At 60.2% G+C, this 14575-nt stretch carries 12 protein-coding genes; 7 read left to right on the top strand and 5 right to left on the bottom strand.

The genetic code is table 11. The features are described from left to right. Positions 1-61: 61 nt before the first annotated feature. Genes BFL40_RS01095 through pilM form a run of 3 tightly spaced genes read right to left on the bottom strand, consistent with a single transcriptional unit; the run spans position 62 to position 2234 of the window. Positions 62-1033 (bottom strand): pilus assembly protein PilP, encoded by a 972-nt coding sequence (locus tag BFL40_RS01095; RefSeq protein ID WP_071482664.1) that lies wholly within the window; start codon positions 1031-1033, stop codon positions 62-64. Next, a complete protein-coding gene (locus tag BFL40_RS01090) occupies positions 1030-1581 on the bottom strand; it encodes a PilN domain-containing protein (RefSeq protein WP_071482663.1) in 552 nt (183 codons plus the stop codon). Before BFL40_RS01090 ends, BFL40_RS01095 begins: the two co-directional genes overlap by 4 nt. After that, entirely contained in the window at positions 1581-2234 is a 654-nt protein-coding gene (gene pilM / locus BFL40_RS01085) for a type IV pilus assembly protein PilM (protein WP_071482662.1), read from the bottom strand. The genes BFL40_RS01090 and pilM overlap by 1 nt, the downstream gene beginning before the upstream one ends. A gap of 218 nt (positions 2235-2452) precedes the next feature. Between pilM and BFL40_RS01080 the strand changes: the two genes are divergently transcribed. After that, complete coding sequence (locus BFL40_RS01080; protein WP_071482661.1) at positions 2453-4918, top strand: penicillin-binding protein 1A; 2466 nt, start codon at positions 2453-2455, stop codon at positions 4916-4918. A gap of 107 nt (positions 4919-5025) precedes the next feature. On the opposite strand, the gene BFL40_RS01075 is transcribed toward BFL40_RS01080, so the two are convergent. Both BFL40_RS01075 and rpmE read right to left on the bottom strand, forming a co-directional pair. Further along, positions 5026-6294: a malic enzyme-like NAD(P)-binding protein gene (locus BFL40_RS01075; protein ID WP_071482660.1), complete on the bottom strand. Its 1269-nt coding sequence runs from the start codon at positions 6292-6294 to the stop codon at positions 5026-5028. 288 nt (positions 6295-6582) lie between these two features. Continuing rightward, positions 6583-6816 carry a 50S ribosomal protein L31 gene (gene rpmE / locus BFL40_RS01070; RefSeq protein WP_071482659.1) on the bottom strand — a complete coding sequence of 78 codons (234 nt, stop codon included), beginning with the start codon at positions 6814-6816 and terminating at the stop codon, positions 6583-6585. 226 nt (positions 6817-7042) lie between these two features. Between rpmE and BFL40_RS01065 the strand changes: the two genes are divergently transcribed. From BFL40_RS01065 to BFL40_RS01040, 6 genes are all read left to right on the top strand, one after another. Next, positions 7043-9262 (top strand): primosomal protein N', encoded by a 2220-nt coding sequence (locus BFL40_RS01065; protein ID WP_071482658.1) that lies wholly within the window; start codon positions 7043-7045, stop codon positions 9260-9262. 196 nt (positions 9263-9458) lie between these two features. Continuing rightward, complete coding sequence (argS, locus tag BFL40_RS01060; RefSeq protein WP_071482657.1) at positions 9459-11195, top strand: arginine--tRNA ligase; 1737 nt, start codon at positions 9459-9461, stop codon at positions 11193-11195. Between the two features lies 1 nt (position 11196). After that, a complete protein-coding gene (locus BFL40_RS01055; protein ID WP_016972721.1) occupies positions 11197-11898 on the top strand; it encodes an SPOR domain-containing protein in 702 nt (233 codons plus the stop codon). Positions 11899-12143: 245 nt separating this feature from the next. Further along, on the top strand, positions 12144-12674 hold the full coding sequence (hslV, locus tag BFL40_RS01050; protein WP_017738857.1) for an ATP-dependent protease subunit HslV: 531 nt from the start codon (positions 12144-12146) through the stop codon (positions 12672-12674). Between the two features lie 38 nt (positions 12675-12712). Beyond that, a complete protein-coding gene (gene hslU / locus BFL40_RS01045; RefSeq protein ID WP_071482656.1) occupies positions 12713-14050 on the top strand; it encodes an ATP-dependent protease ATPase subunit HslU in 1338 nt (445 codons plus the stop codon). A gap of 94 nt (positions 14051-14144) precedes the next feature. After that, positions 14145-14522, top strand: coding sequence for a gamma-butyrobetaine hydroxylase family protein (locus tag BFL40_RS01040; protein WP_071482655.1), 378 nt, complete (start codon positions 14145-14147; stop codon positions 14520-14522). The last annotated feature ends 53 nt before the right edge of the window (positions 14523-14575 follow it).

Here is a 14575-nt window from a genome sequence, read left to right as displayed (position 1 = left end):
TGAACGCTATCCATAGCGCCACACCGAAGGACGAGAAAGTCCTTTTCATTGTTTGATTCCGTTATGAGTTGACGTTCAACACGAGGGTTCGCGAGCGCACCAGCCATGCGCCTTGTTCATCGGGGAACAACTCGGCCAGCTCGATGTGGCCGTCATGAATAGCCGTTACTCGGCCGTGGTTCGGCCCCACATAGTCGCCGACCGCAAGCCGATGCACCGTTGAGGCTACGCGTAATAATGCGAAGGACTGCACGCCTCGGGACAACGTGCCGACCATTTCGAACTGATCGACCGCCAGACCTTCCAGCAAACCCCTTGGCCGAGTTAGATCTGGCGCAAGAGCTGGCTGGCCGCCAAGGTGCTCAGCCTGCAATGCGGGCAGCTGAAACGGGTCACGCAGGGAGGATGGGTCGTAGACAAAGCCCGACCCTTGTTTGGCGGCGTAGCCAGATTTATCGCCTAGCGAAGCACTTCGATAAATCTTGGCCAGCAATTCAAGCCGCAGTAGCGCCCCATCACGCCGAAGCGCGACATCATGCACAGTGACGATTCGCGCCAAGCCACCCAAAGCATTCACGAACGTCACCAGATCGTGAAAAGCCCCAGAAGCGCCAATCTGCATGGGTTGCTCGACATAGTACGGCCGAATCTGCTCATCCAACACCGCGATGCTCTCAACCATCAAGCCATTGGCAACGGCCAGCCGAGCAATATCTTCCAGCAAGCCCGGCACCTCGGACTCGCTCGGCAACTGCCGCAATAGCTCGGCAACCCCTGCCTGATTCAGCTGGAGCTGACGGGTGCGCTCTTCAAGGCTGGCGGACAAACCAGTTTTTTCCACGAGTTGTTGTTGCAGGGCCATTTCCTGCGCCCCTAACGCGCGCTGGCGCTCACGTGATGGGGCCAGCAGCAAACTATCGCCCACCACCAGTACCAAGCCTGCCAGCGCGCAGCCCAACAGTGCCTTGCCTGGCAAGGGCCATTTGGCAGCGTTGTGAGTCAGCGTGGAAAAATCGAGCCTGGGCAGGCTCATGGTTGGGCCTCGGTGGATTCCCCTTGGCGCACCATCAGTTGAAACCCGTTGCTACCCTGTTCATCGTCCGCCCGCACATGCTGCAACCGAGTGGCGTGGGCACCTTGCGAGGCCTCCAGACGACGCATCAGCTCGGCGATATCCTGGCTGGTTTCAGCACTGCCACTGACACTCACCGTATCACCCTTCGCTACAACCTCATGCAAATGCACCCCATCGGGAACTGCACGGGCCAATTGATCCAACAACTGGGCGCCAGCCGAGCGGGCTTCGTGGAGGTCCTGCACGACTTTCATGCGTTCCGCCAATTGCTGGCTTTGTTCTTGAAGGTCGTCGATGGTCTTGATGCGCGAATCCAGGACGCTGACTTCCTTGCCCAAGTGATTATTGCGCGTCACTTGCCGGTCGATAGCCTGGCCAATCACTTGATCCGCCAGCCACACCGCCGCGAGCGCCGCACAGGCTAACGCCAGCAGAAATATCAGGAAGTACTTGCGCCGCCGCTCCGCCAGCGCCTGGCGCCAAGGCAAAAGGTTGATTCGTGTCATCAAGCGAAACTCCTCAGGGCCAACCCGCAAGCAATTCCCATCCCTGGTGCATCCATGGCCCATTGCGTGCCATCGACTCGATGACCCGGCATGAAGCTGGCAAAATCCTGACTGCAAGCGCGCTCCAATGCAAACCCTTCGACGTCCACCACCCGTGGCACAAGCCCAGCCAGGGCCAAAACCGCTTCGCGAGCCTCTACGTGCTCCTTGAGACACGCCGCCAGCAACACCTCGACCCGAGCCGGGTCCTGGGCCGAAAGGCCGCGAACCTGAAAGTCGATAGCTACGTCATCCAATGGGTAAGGAACATACTGATCGGCTTCCATCTGGATCTTCCAGGCCATCTCTTCATCACTGAGCCCTGCCTCCATTTCGATCACCCGTGTGATGACCGACGGGCCCGCTACAGCCACCGCCGCCTGCCGCGCCGACGTACGCAACCGAGATAACGCCTGCTGCAGCGCGCGCCCTATGCCCTCGAGGTCCAGCAATGCGCCATCGACTACCGCCAGGGTTGGCAGCACCTGCGTGGCATAGCCTTCAACGGTGTACCCGCGGGCTGAGCGACTCAGCTCTATCAGCTTGATGCCTGTGCCATTGATGTCGACGCCCAGAAGGGTGTCGACTTTTCGCCTGAAAATTCCCTTTCTCATAAAACTCCCCAAAACTTTCCTTGTCATACCGGCTGATTGCCGCAGGGCGTCGTGCATTCGGTCGACTTGTTTGAGTGGCACGAATGACGCCCCAAGCCGAAAAATGCTTTAATGCCCAGCGTTTTTTCCCGCTTTTTATCTGCAGCTCGGGTCGATCCATCGTTTGCCATGCATGCCCCGACGCCTAACTCATTCTTTTCTCTGGAAATCCAAAAGCCTTGATTCGTCTGCTGAAGTTTTTCGGGTACTCCATTGTCGCGATCGTCTGCGGGCTACTGCTCGTACTCAGCGGTGCTTACCTCTACCTTAGTCCGGGTTTGCCTTCCGTAGAGGCACTCAGAAGTATCCAGTTGCAGATTCCTTTGCGGGTTTACAGCAGCGATGAAAAACTGATCGCGGAGTTCGGCGAAATGCGCCGCACCCCGATCCGTTTCGCCGACATTCCACCCAACTTCATCAGTGCTCTGCTGTCGGCTGAAGACGACAATTTCGCCAATCACTACGGCGTCGACCCTAGCAGCCTGGTGCGCGCAGCCACCCAGTTGGTAAAAAGCGGACACATTCAATCCGGCGGCAGCACCATCACCATGCAGGTGGCGAAGAACTTCTTCCTCACCAGCGAGCGTAGTTTTTCGCGTAAAGCCACCGAGATCCTGCTGGCACTGCAAATCGAACGTCAGTTGACCAAGGACGAGATCCTCGAGCTGTACGTTAACAAGATCTATCTGGGCAACCGCGCCTACGGGATCGAGGCCGCTTCCCAGGTGTACTACGGCAAGTCCATTCGTGATGCCAGCCTGGCGCAGATGGCGATGATTGCCGGCCTGCCCAAGGCCCCTTCGCGCTTCAACCCGTTGGCTAACCCGGCGCGCAGCAAAGAGCGTCGTGACTGGATCCTGGGCCGTATGTACAAGCTGGGCAAGATCGACCAGGCCGCTTACGACAGCGCCGTGGCCGAACCGCTGAACGCCAGTTACCACGTGCCGACGCCGGAAGTGAACGCACCGTACATCGCCGAAATGGCGCGTGCCGAGATGGTCGGCCGTTATGGCAGCGAGGCCTACACCGAAGGCTTCCGCGTGACCACCACCGTTCCGAGCAGCCTGCAGGACATCGCCAACAATTCGGTGCATTCCGGCCTGATCGCCTATGACCAGCGCCACGGCTACCGCGGCCCAGAATCGCGCCTGCCGGGCAAGACTCTGAGCGCCTGGACCACCGAGCTGGGCAAACAGCGTGCGATCAGCGGACTGGAACCCGCCATCGTCACCCAAGTGACGAAAGATGGCGTGCAAGTGCTGACCCGCTCCGGCGAAGCCCATGTGGCGTGGGACAGCATGAAGTGGGCGCGCCCCTTCCTGAACACCAACAGCATGGGCCCGATGCCCAAGCAGCCGTCGGACGTGGCCCAAGTGGGCGATTTGATCCGCGTGCAACGCCAGAAAGACGACAGCCTGAAATTCAGCCAAGTGCCGTTAGCCCAGGGCGCCCTCGTTTCCCTGGACCCGCAGAACGGTGCGATCCGTGCCTTGGTCGGCGGCTTTGCCTTCGAGCAAAGCAACTACAACCGCGCCACCCAGGCCAAGCGTCAGCCGGGTTCGAGCTTCAAGCCATTTATTTATAGTGCCGCGCTGGATAACGGCTACACCGCCGCCAGCCTGGTCAACGATGCACCGATCGTGTTTGTCGACGAGTACCTGGACAAGGTCTGGCGCCCGAAGAACGACACCAATACCTTCCTCGGCCCGATCCGCGTGCGCGAAGCGCTGTACAAGTCGCGTAACCTGGTGTCGATCCGCTTGCTGCAAGCGATGGGCGTAGGCAAGACCATCGACTACATCACGCGCTTTGGCTTCAACAAATCGGACCTGCCACCGAACCTGTCGCTGGCCCTCGGCACCGCGACCCTCACGCCGATGGAAATCGCCACCGGCTGGAGCACCTTTGCCAACGGCGGCTACAAAATCACGCCTTACTTGATCGACAAGGTCGAAAGTCGCAATGGCGACACCCTGTTCACCGCCAACCCGCCACGCGTGCCGGGTGACGTGGTCAACGGTGTGGCAGCCACGGATGGCCTTGCGGCACCGAGCCACGGCGGCATCACCATCGAGCCGACCCCAGGTGCAGCGCCAGCCACAAATGCCGCGGCTCCAACTGAGCCACAAGCGCCAGCGGTCGCTGAGCGTGTAGTGGATGGCCGTACCACCTATATCCTCAACAGCATCCTGGAAGACGTGATCAAGAAAGGTACCGGCCGTCGTGCACTGGCCCTGGGCCGTGCCGATATCGCGGGCAAAACCGGTACCACCAACGACTCCAAGGATGCCTGGTTCTCCGGCTACAACGGCGACTACGTGACCACCGTATGGACCGGCTACGACCAGCCGGAAAGTCTTGGCCGCCGCGAGTTCGGTGGCACCGTCGCGCTGCCGATCTGGATGAGCTACATGGGCGCAGCCTTGAAGGACAAGCCGTTGAACACCCAACCGGAACCGGAAGGCATTCTCAGCCTGCGGATCGATCCGGTGAGTGGCCGTGCAGCATCGCCAAGCACACCAAACGCATACTTCGAGCTGTTCAAGAGCGAAGACACACCGCCGTCGGTCAACGAGCTGGGCAATGGCGTTGTTCCGGGCAGCCCGCTGCCGGCGGATGAGGCGGCGCCAATCGATTTGTTCTGATGGAGTCTGTGGCCTAGCCCCCACAGGTTTCACCTTTAAATCCGGACAGCCACAAAAAAGCCCCGGCTCGTGAGAGCCGGGGCTTTTTGTTGGTGCGCTACAACGGCTTAGCCGTTGAACACATCATCCACGCTTTTCAGCGGGTAGTGCTTCGGATACGGCAGGGTAGCCACACCGGTCTCGATGGCGGCTTTGGCCACGGCATCGGAGATCAGGGTGATCAGACGCTTATCCATTGGTTTCGGGATGATGTACTCACGACCGAACTCCAGCTTGGCGCCGCCGTAGGCATCGCACACGTCCTGAGGTACCGGCAGCTTGGCCAGTTCACGCAGGGCGTTGGCGGCAGCCACTTTCATCTCTTCGTTGATGCGCTTGGCGCGAACGTCCAGGGCACCACGGAAGATGAACGGGAAGCCCAGTACGTTGTTGACCTGGTTCGGGTAGTCCGAACGACCGGTGGCCATGATCACATCGCTACGGGTAGCGTGAGCCAGTTCCGGAGAGATTTCCGGATCAGGGTTGGAGCAGGCGAACACGATCGGGTTAGCCGCCATGGTTTTCAGGCCTTCAGCGCTCAGCAGGTTCGGGCCGGACAGGCCAACGAACACGTCTGCACCGTTCAAGGCGTCAGCCAGGGTGCGCTTCTCGGTCGCGTGGGCAAACATCGCCTTGTACTGGTTCAGGTCGGTACGCTCGGACTGAACGACGCCCTTGCTGTCGACCATGAAGATGTTTTCCAGCTTGGCGCCCATGCTCACCAGCAATTTCATGCAGGAGATGGCCGCAGCGCCGGCGCCCAGGCAAACGATCTTCGCGTCAGCCAGGGTTTTGCCGGCGATTTCCAGGGCGTTGATCATGCCTGCCGCAGTAACGATCGCGGTGCCGTGCTGGTCATCGTGGAATACCGGAATGTCGCACTGCTCGATCAGGGCCTTTTCGATCTCGAAGCACTCAGGTGCCTTGATGTCTTCCAGGTTGATGCCACCGAAGGTGATGGAGATGCGCTTTACGGTGTCGATGAAAGCTTGCGGGCTCTCGGAGTCGACTTCGATGTCGAAAACGTCAATGCCGGCGAAGCGCTTGAACAGCACGCCTTTACCTTCCATGACTGGCTTGGAAGCCAATGGGCCGAGGTTACCCAGGCCGAGAATCGCGGTGCCATCGGAAATCACTGCAACCAGGTTGCCTTTGCCGGTGTACTTGTACGCCAGTTCAGGGTCGCGGGCGATTTCACGTACGGGCTCGGCAACGCCAGGGCTGTAGGCCAGCGACAAGTCGCGAGCGGTGGCAGTGGCTTTGGTGAGCTCTACACTCAGCTTTCCTGGACGAGGATGGGCATGATATTCGAGAGCGGCAGTTTTCAAATCAGACATATCGGCATTCCGCTTTTACTGTTGGTCGACGGACCGCCGAGGATACGCGTGTCGCAAAGTCCCTACAAGACTGGGCAGTCACAGGTGTCAAGGGCCCTGCACTAAGACTTTTGGCCAAGAGCCACGGGATACAAGGGCTCAACTGTTCACAATTGAATTAAAAAATGTCTACAATTTTTTCTTGAAAGTCTACTTATCCAGTCCACAGCCAAATTCCAGGTACAAAAAAGGCGTCCACTAGGGACGCCTTCTTGAACAGCAAGCAAAAGCCCAAAAGGCTTTTGAGCCTTACTCTGCTGGAGTAGCAGCAGGCTTCTTGCCGAAAGTACCGAAACGATCAGCAAAGCGCTGTACACGGCCGCCGGTGTCCAGAGTTTTCTGCTTACCGGTGTAGAACGGGTGGCACTCGTTGCATACGTCAGTACCCAGTGGCTTGCACAGGTTCGAACGGGTCTGGAACTTGTTGCCGCAGCTGCAAGTTACGTCGATGACTTCGTACGCTGGATGGATATCGGCTTTCATGGTGACTTCCTCGGGCTAGCGTGCCGCCACTCGACACTATTGTCGAATACCGCACGTAATTAGGCCGCGGATTCTACCAGACCTTTTTAAACACGCAAGCAGCCCTTGCGGCCGATTCCCCACGTAAAAGCCCCTTTCATCAGAAAACCACGGCATACCCAAGCCTTCCCCTGTCTGCTAGGCTCCCGCCCCTGCACCACCGCCTGCCTTATATGAGACCCTCCGCGTGCCCGACGCCATTTTGCGCCTAGCCCTGCCCTCGCCCCTGCGCCGCCTGTTCGACTACCGTGCCCCGGCCGGCGTGTTGCGGGCACAGTTGCAGCCGGGCATGCGTGTGCGTGTGCCGTTTGGGCGCAGGGAAATGATCGGCATCCTGGTGGAAGTCGCCGACCACAGCGAAGTCCCGGCTGAAAAACTCAAACCAGCCCTGGCGATCCTCGACGCCACGCCGCCACTGCCGCCGGCGCTGTTCAAGTTATGCCTGTGGACCGCCCAGTATTACCAACACAGCCTGGGCGATACCTTGAGCTGGGCGCTCCCGGTGCTGCTGCGCCAGGGCGAACTGGCCGAATCGCGCCAGGAACGCTTCTGGTCGACGGTGCCCGGCGCACGCCTCGACGACCCGCGCATCGCCCGCGCCCCACGCCAACGTGAAGCCCTGGCGACCCTGGCCCAGCACCCCCACGGCGTGGCGCATCAGCTATTAAGTAAGCTGATGCTGAGCAAAGACAGCCTCGACCTGTTGCTCGCCAAGGGCCTGGTACAGGTAGAAATCCGCAAGCACGCACCCGATGCTCGCCATGAACATTGGCTGGCCCAACCGGAATTGCCGCTGAACACCGAGCAACGCGCTGCGTATGAAGCGATCCGCGCAGGCTTCGACAGTTTCCACGCCTTTCTACTGGCCGGCGTAACAGGCAGCGGCAAGACCGAAGTCTATTTGCAGTTGATCCGCGAAACCCTGCAGGCCGGCAAACAAGCGCTGGTGCTGATCCCGGAGATCAACCTGGGCCCGCAAACCCTGGCGCGCTTCGAGCAACGCTTCAATGCCCGCATCGCCTTGGTGCATTCGGCGGTCAACGACCGCGAGCGCCTGGAATCCTGGCTGGCGGCGCGGGACGGCGACGCCGACATTATTATCGGCACCCGTTCGGCACTGTTCACCCCGATGAAAAACCCCGGGCTGATCATCATCGACGAGGAGCACGACGGCTCCTATAAACAGCAGGAAGGCCTGCGCTACCACGCCCGCGACTTGGCGCTGGTGCGGGCGCGCCAGGAAGACATCCCGATTGTGCTGGGCTCGGCGACCCCATCCCTGGAAAGCCTGCACAACGCCTACACCGGCCGTTACGGCCTCCTACGCCTCAACGAACGCGCAGGCGGGGCCAAGCAGCCACGTTTCCTGCGCCTGGACGTAAAAAGCCGTCCACTGGACAGCGGTATTTCCGGGCCTATGCAGCAAGCCATTGGCCAGACCCTTGCCGCCGGCCAGCAAGTCTTGGTGTTCCTCAACCGCCGCGGCTTTGCGCCGACACTGCTGTGCCACGACTGCGGCTGGATGTCCGAGTGCGAGCGCTGCGATGCGCGCATGACCGTGCACCAGCGCCACGGCGAGCTGCGCTGCCATCACTGCGGTCATGTGGAGCGGTTGCCGCGCCACTGCCCGCAGTGCGGCAAGGTGGATTTGCGCCCGGTTGGCGCGGGTACCGAACGCGCCGAAGAGCGCCTGGGCATTCTATTCCCGGATTACCCGGTGCTGCGGGTCGACCGCGACAGCACCTCGCGCAAAGACGCGATGACCCAACTGTTCGCCACCATCCAGAAAGGCCAGCCGTGCATTCTGATCGGCACACAGATGCTTGCCAAAGGTCATCACTTTCCACGGGTGACCCTGGTGTCAATTCTGGATGCCGACGGCGGCCTGTTCTCCGGCGACTTCCGCGCCAGCGAACGCATGGCGCAGTTGATCGTGCAGGTCGCAGGCCGCGCCGGGCGGGCCGAAGAACCGGGCAGAGTGATTATCCAGACGCACCTGGCCGATCATCCGCTGCTGATTCAGCTGACCGAACAAGGCTACTTTGCTTTCGCCGAACAGGCATTGAGCGAACGCCGCTCCGCCGGCCTGCCGCCCTTCTCTCATTTGGCGCTACTGCGCGCAGAAGCGCATAAGCCGGGGCAAGCCGAAAGTTTTCTCGATGAAGCGTGCAGCGCCGCCGAACGTTTGCTCGGCGAACTGAGTCTGACCGGCATCGAATTGCTCGGCCCGGTGCCCGCCCCCATGGAACGCCGCGCCGGACGTTATCGCGCTCAGCTACTCTTGCAGGCAACGTCGCGTGCACCGCTGCATCGGCTATTAAGTAGCTGGTTGCTTGCCTTGGAGCAAATGCCCAGCGGTCGGCAAGTGCGATGGTCGTTGGATGTGGACCCGGTAGATTTGTATTGATAACGATCTCAGGCAAACCAGCGCCCACATGTAGAAGTATTCACACGTTAAAATGTGGCAGCGGGCTTGCCCGCGATGAGGCCCGCAGGTCCGCCATCTGGCCTGAACGGTTGGCAAGCCCGCCCTCGCCACGGATAATGCCCAGTTTTTCCACCTGCGCATCGCGCGCCGCCGCTTGCGGTCGAAAGAGAACACCATGAAAGACACCATTCGCCAGCTGATCCAACAAGCCCTCACCCAACTCGTCAACGAAGGTGTGTTGCCTGAAGGCCTGACGCCGGCGATCCAGGTGGAGAACACCCGCGACAAGACCCACGGCGACTTCGCCAGCAACATCGCGATGATGCTGGCCAAGCCTGCGGGCCTGAAACCGCGCGACTTGGCGGAGAAAATCATCGCCGCCCTGCCTGCCGACCCACAGGTCAGCAAAGCTGAAATCGCTGGCCCTGGCTTTATCAATTTCTTCCAGAACACCCAGGCCCTGGCTTCGCGCCTGGACGCGTCACTGGCCGACGCCAAGATCGGCGTGCGCAAGGCTGGCGCGCTGCAACGCGTGGCTGTCGACCTCTCTGCGCCGAACCTGGCCAAAGAGATGCACGTGGGCCACCTGCGCTCGACCATCATTGGCGACGGCGTGGCACGCGTGCTGGAGTTTCTCGGCGACACCGTAATCCGTCAGAACCATGTGGGCGACTGGGGCACCCAGTTCGGCATGCTGATGGCTTACCTGCAGGAAAACCCGATCACCAGCAATGAACTGTCGGACCTGGAAAACTTCTACCGCGCGGCCAAGAAGCGCTTCGACGAATCCGAAGAGTTCGCCGACCGTGCCCGCGGCTTGGTGGTCAAGCTGCAAGCCGGTGACAAGGAATGCCTGGAACTGTGGGGCCGCTTCCGTGAGATTTCCCTGTCCCACTGCCAGGAAATCTACGAGCTGCTCAACGTTAAATTGACCATGGCTGACGTAATGGGCGAAAGCGCCTACAACGACGACCTGATCAACGTGGTCAACGACCTCAAGGCCAAGGGCCTGTTGGTTGAAAGCAACGGCGCGCAATGCGTGTTCCTCGAAGAGTTCAAGACCGCCGATGGCGAGCCGCTGCCGGTGATCATCGTCAAGGCCGATGGCGGCTACCTCTACGCCACCACCGACCTGGCGGCCGTGCGCTACCGCAGCGGTGTGCTCAAGGCTGATCGTGCGCTGTATTTTGTCGACCAGCGCCAGGCCCTGCACTTCCAACAGGTGTTCGAAGTGGCGCGCCGCGCCGGTTTCGTGACCCACCCGATGCACATGGAACACATGGGCTTCGGCACCATGAACGGCGCCGACGGCCGCCCGTTCAAGACCCGCGACGGCGGCACCGTGAAGCTGATCGACCTGCTGAACGAAGCCCAGGAGCGTGCCTACAACCTGGTGAAGGAAAAGAATCCGGAGCTGGCCGAAGCCGACCTGCGCAACATCGCTCGCGTGGTGGGGATTGGCGCGGTGAAATACGCCGACCTGTCCAAGCACCGCACCAGTGACTACAGCTTTAACTTCGAACTGATGCTCAACTTCGAAGGCAACACCGCGCCGTACCTGCTGTACGCCTACACCCGCGTGGCGGGTGTGTTCCGCAAGCTGGGCAAAGACTTCAGCGAAGTCGAAGGCCAGATCGTCCTGGATGCACCGCACGAACAGGAACTGGCGGCGAAACTGGCGCAGTTCGGCGAAGTGTTGAACAGCGTCGGCGAGAAAGGCACGCCGCATATCCTGTGCACCTACCTGTACGAGGTCGCCGGCCTGTTCTCCAGCTTCTACGAGAACTGCCCGATCCTCACCGCCGACGACGAAGCCCAGAAGCAAAGTCGCCTGCGCCTCGCCGCACTGGCTGGACGGACCCTCAAGCAAGGCCTGGAATTGTTAGGCCTGGAAACCCTGGAGCGTATGTAAGTTGGCTGCCAAGAAAAAACCAGCACCCAAGCGCGGCGCCAGCCGCTACCAGGCACCCGCGAAGAAGCCAATTCCGGGCTGGCTGTGGATGGCCATCGGCCTGGCGGTCGGTGCGTTTGTCGTGATTCTGATGAAGCTGGAGCCGGGCAAGGGCGATGACGTCAAACGCGTCAAGCAAGAGCAGCAGAAGGCCACAAAAATTGCCGAGGCCAACAAGACTGCGCCGAGCCCAACGGCTCCGGTGAAGCCGAAGTACGATTTCTACACACTGCTGCCGGAATCGGAAGTGATTGTGCCGCCTGACGCCGTGCCGGAGAAAACCCTGCCGACGCCGCAAGTGCCGACCACGCCGGTCACCCCAGCGGAAGCGGCAAAAATCGACACCGCACGCGCCCAAGCCGCGCTGGCAGGAATTACCCCACCGCCACCGCCGCCGGTGGCGACCACCAAGGCTGCACCGGTGACCAAGTTCTTCCTGCAAGCGGGCTCGTTCCCGAAACAGGCGGATGCGGATCGGGTGCGCGCGCAGATCATTCTGCTGGGCCAGGCCGTGACGGTGGAGTCCGGCACGGTGAAGGACGCGACGTGGTATCGCGTACTGGTAGGGCCGTTCAGCAACCGTGAACAACTGACCGTGGCGCAGAAGCAATTGGCTGGCGCAGGGTTTAGCAACCTGTTGTTACAACAACGCCAGAGCCGGTAATTTCGTAATCGCTCAATGGACGAGCAGTTGTGGCGAGGGGGCTTGTCCAGCGTTGGGCTGCGCAGCAGCCCCTCAGATCCAGCATCACCGCCTGTCTGAAAAATGCGTCGCTCCTATTCGGGCTGCTACGCAGCCCAACGCTGGACAAGCCCGCTCACCACAGTCCTACAGTTGAAATCCCCCCCGCCACCCCCATATGAGTTTCCATCAGGGCATTTTCGCCCCGCTGCGTGGAGACTCTCCCCTTGACCACCATCGTTTCAGTTCGTCGCCACGGCAAAGTCGTCATGGGCGGCGACGGCCAGGTTTCCCTTGGCAACACCGTGATGAAAGGCAACGCCAAAAAAGTGCGTCGCCTGTACCACGGCCAGGTTCTGGCAGGCTTTGCCGGCGCCACCGCCGACGCCTTCACCCTCTTCGAGCGTTTCGAAGGCCAGCTGGAAAAACACCAGGGCCACCTCGTACGCGCCGCTGTCGAACTCGCCAAAGAATGGCGCACCGACCGCTCCCTCAGCCGCCTCGAAGCCATGCTGGCTGTTGCCAACAAAGACGCCTCCTTGATCATCACCGGCAACGGCGACGTGGTAGAGCCGGAAAACGGCTTGATCGCCATGGGTTCCGGCGGTGGCTATGCACAAGCTGCAGCCAGCGCGCTGTTGAAGAAAACTGACCTGTCAGCCCGGGAAATTGTCGAGACTGCCCTGGGTATCGCCGGCGATATCTGCGTGTTTACCAACCACAATCTGACCATTGAGGAGCAGGACCTCGCCGAGTAAGCCGTAGGCTTATTCCCGCTTGAGGACCGCCAAATACTATGTCCATGACTCCCCGCGAAATCGTCCATGAACTCAATCGCCATATCATCGGCCAGGACGATGCCAAGCGCGCTGTTGCCATTGCGCTGCGTAACCGCTGGCGCCGGATGCAACTACCCGAAGAACTGCGCGTTGAAGTAACGCCGAAAAACATCCTGATGATCGGCCCGACCGGCGTCGGTAAAACCGAAATCGCCCGACGCCTGGCCAAACTGGCCAATGCACCGTTCATCAAGGTCGAAGCCACCAAGTTCACCGAAGTGGGCTACGTAGGCCGCGACGTTGAGTCGATCATTCGTGACCTGGCCGACGCCGCCCTGAAGCTGCTGCGCGAACAGGAAATGACCAAGGTCAGCCACCGCGCTGAAGACGCCGCCGAAGACCGCATCCTCGACGCCCTGCTGCCACCGGCACGCATGGGTTTCAACGAAGACGCCGCCCCAGCCTCGGATTCCAACACTCGCCAACTGTTCCGCAAACGCCTGCGCGAAGGCCAGCTGGACGACAAGGAAATCGAGATTGAAGTCGCCGAAATCTCCGGCGTGGATATCTCTGCCCCGCCTGGCATGGAAGAAATGACCAGCCAGTTGCAGAACCTGTTCTCCAACATGGGCAAGGGCAAGAAGAAAAGCCGCAAGCTCAAAGTGAAGGAAGCACTGAAATTGGTGCGTGACGAAGAAGCCGGACGCCTGGTGAATGAGGAAGAGCTCAAAGCCAAGGCCCTGGAAGCAGTTGAGCAGCACGGTATCGTGTTTATCGACGAGATCGACAAGGTGGCCAAACGCGGCAACTCCGGCGGTGTCGATGTGTCCCGTGAAGGTGTGCAGCGCGACCTGCTGCCGCTGATCGAAGGCTGCACCGTGAATACCAAGCTGGGCATGGTCAAGACCGACCACATCCTGTTTATCGCCTCTGGTGCGTTCCACTTGAGCAAGCCAAGCGACCTGGTGCCGGAGCTGCAAGGCCGTCTGCCGATTCGCGTGGAACTCAAGGCACTGACGCCGGGCGACTTCGAGCGCATCCTCAGCGAGCCGCACGCGTCGCTCACCGAGCAATACCGCGAGCTGTTGAAAACCGAAGGTTTGGGGATCGAGTTCCTGCCAGACGGTATCAAGCGCCTGGCGGAGATCGCCTGGCAGGTCAACGAAAAGACCGAGAACATTGGTGCTCGTCGCCTGCACACCCTGCTTGAGCGTCTGCTTGAGGAAGTGTCCTTCAGTGCTGGCGATTTGGCCGGTGCGCAGAATGGCGAAGTGATCAAGATCGACGCCGACTACGTCAACAGCCACCTGGGCGAATTGGCGCAAAACGAAGATCTGTCTCGTTATATCCTGTAAGCCTCACACAGGACCGCTTTGCTTTAATGTGGGAGCAAGCCCGCTCCCACATTTTTGAGCCGGTTCCTTCAGGATCATCTTTGGGCGGTTCACTATGTCTAAACTCCCTACCGCTATAAACCTGCACAAAACCTCCAACACCCTCGGCCTCACCTACGGGCCCGACGAGGTCTATCAGTTGCCCGCCGAACTGTTGCGGGTGCACTCACCTTCCGCCGAGGTCCAGGGCCACGGCAAACCCATTCTCCAGTTCGGCAAGCTCAACGTCCGGTTGACCAAGATAGAACCGGCCGGGCAGTACGCACTGAAATTGACCTTCGACGACGGGCATGACAGCGGACTGTTCACCTGGGACTACCTTTACCAGTTGGCCATGCGCCAGGATGCGTTGTGGGCCGATTACCTGGCTGAGCTCAAAGCCGCTGGAAAAACCCGCGATCCGAGTGAGTCGATCGTGCGGCTGATGCTCTAGTCCAGGCTTCTTGCTCTTTAGAGGGCATTTTCTAATTTCATCTGCTTGAATGC

Source organism: Pseudomonas costantinii, from assembly GCF_001870435.1.
In the GTDB taxonomy this organism is placed as follows: domain Bacteria; phylum Pseudomonadota; class Gammaproteobacteria; order Pseudomonadales; family Pseudomonadaceae; genus Aquipseudomonas; species Aquipseudomonas costantinii.
The sequence above is the reverse complement of the archived record's forward strand: the minus strand, read 5'-3'. Positions and strand labels throughout refer to the sequence as shown.

Excerpts from the sequence above, each read along its gene's own strand:
- BFL40_RS01095 (WP_071482664.1), bottom strand. The coding sequence starts at position 1,033 with ATGAGCCTGCCCAGGCTCGATTTTTCCACGCTGACTCACAACGCTGCC.
- BFL40_RS01090 (WP_071482663.1), bottom strand. The coding sequence starts at position 1,581 with ATGACACGAATCAACCTTTTGCCTTGGCGCCAGGCGCTGGCGGAGCGG.
- pilM (WP_071482662.1), bottom strand. The coding sequence starts at position 2,234 with ATGAGAAAGGGAATTTTCAGGCGAAAAGTCGACACCCTTCTGGGCGTC.
- BFL40_RS01075 (WP_071482660.1), bottom strand. The coding sequence starts at position 6,294 with ATGTCTGATTTGAAAACTGCCGCTCTCGAATATCATGCCCATCCTCGT.
- rpmE (WP_071482659.1), bottom strand. The coding sequence starts at position 6,816 with ATGAAAGCCGATATCCATCCAGCGTACGAAGTCATCGACGTAACTTGC.
- argS (WP_071482657.1), top strand. The coding sequence starts at position 9,459 with ATGAAAGACACCATTCGCCAGCTGATCCAACAAGCCCTCACCCAACTC.
- hslU (WP_071482656.1), top strand. The coding sequence starts at position 12,713 with ATGTCCATGACTCCCCGCGAAATCGTCCATGAACTCAATCGCCATATC.
- BFL40_RS01040 (WP_071482655.1), top strand. The coding sequence starts at position 14,145 with ATGTCTAAACTCCCTACCGCTATAAACCTGCACAAAACCTCCAACACC.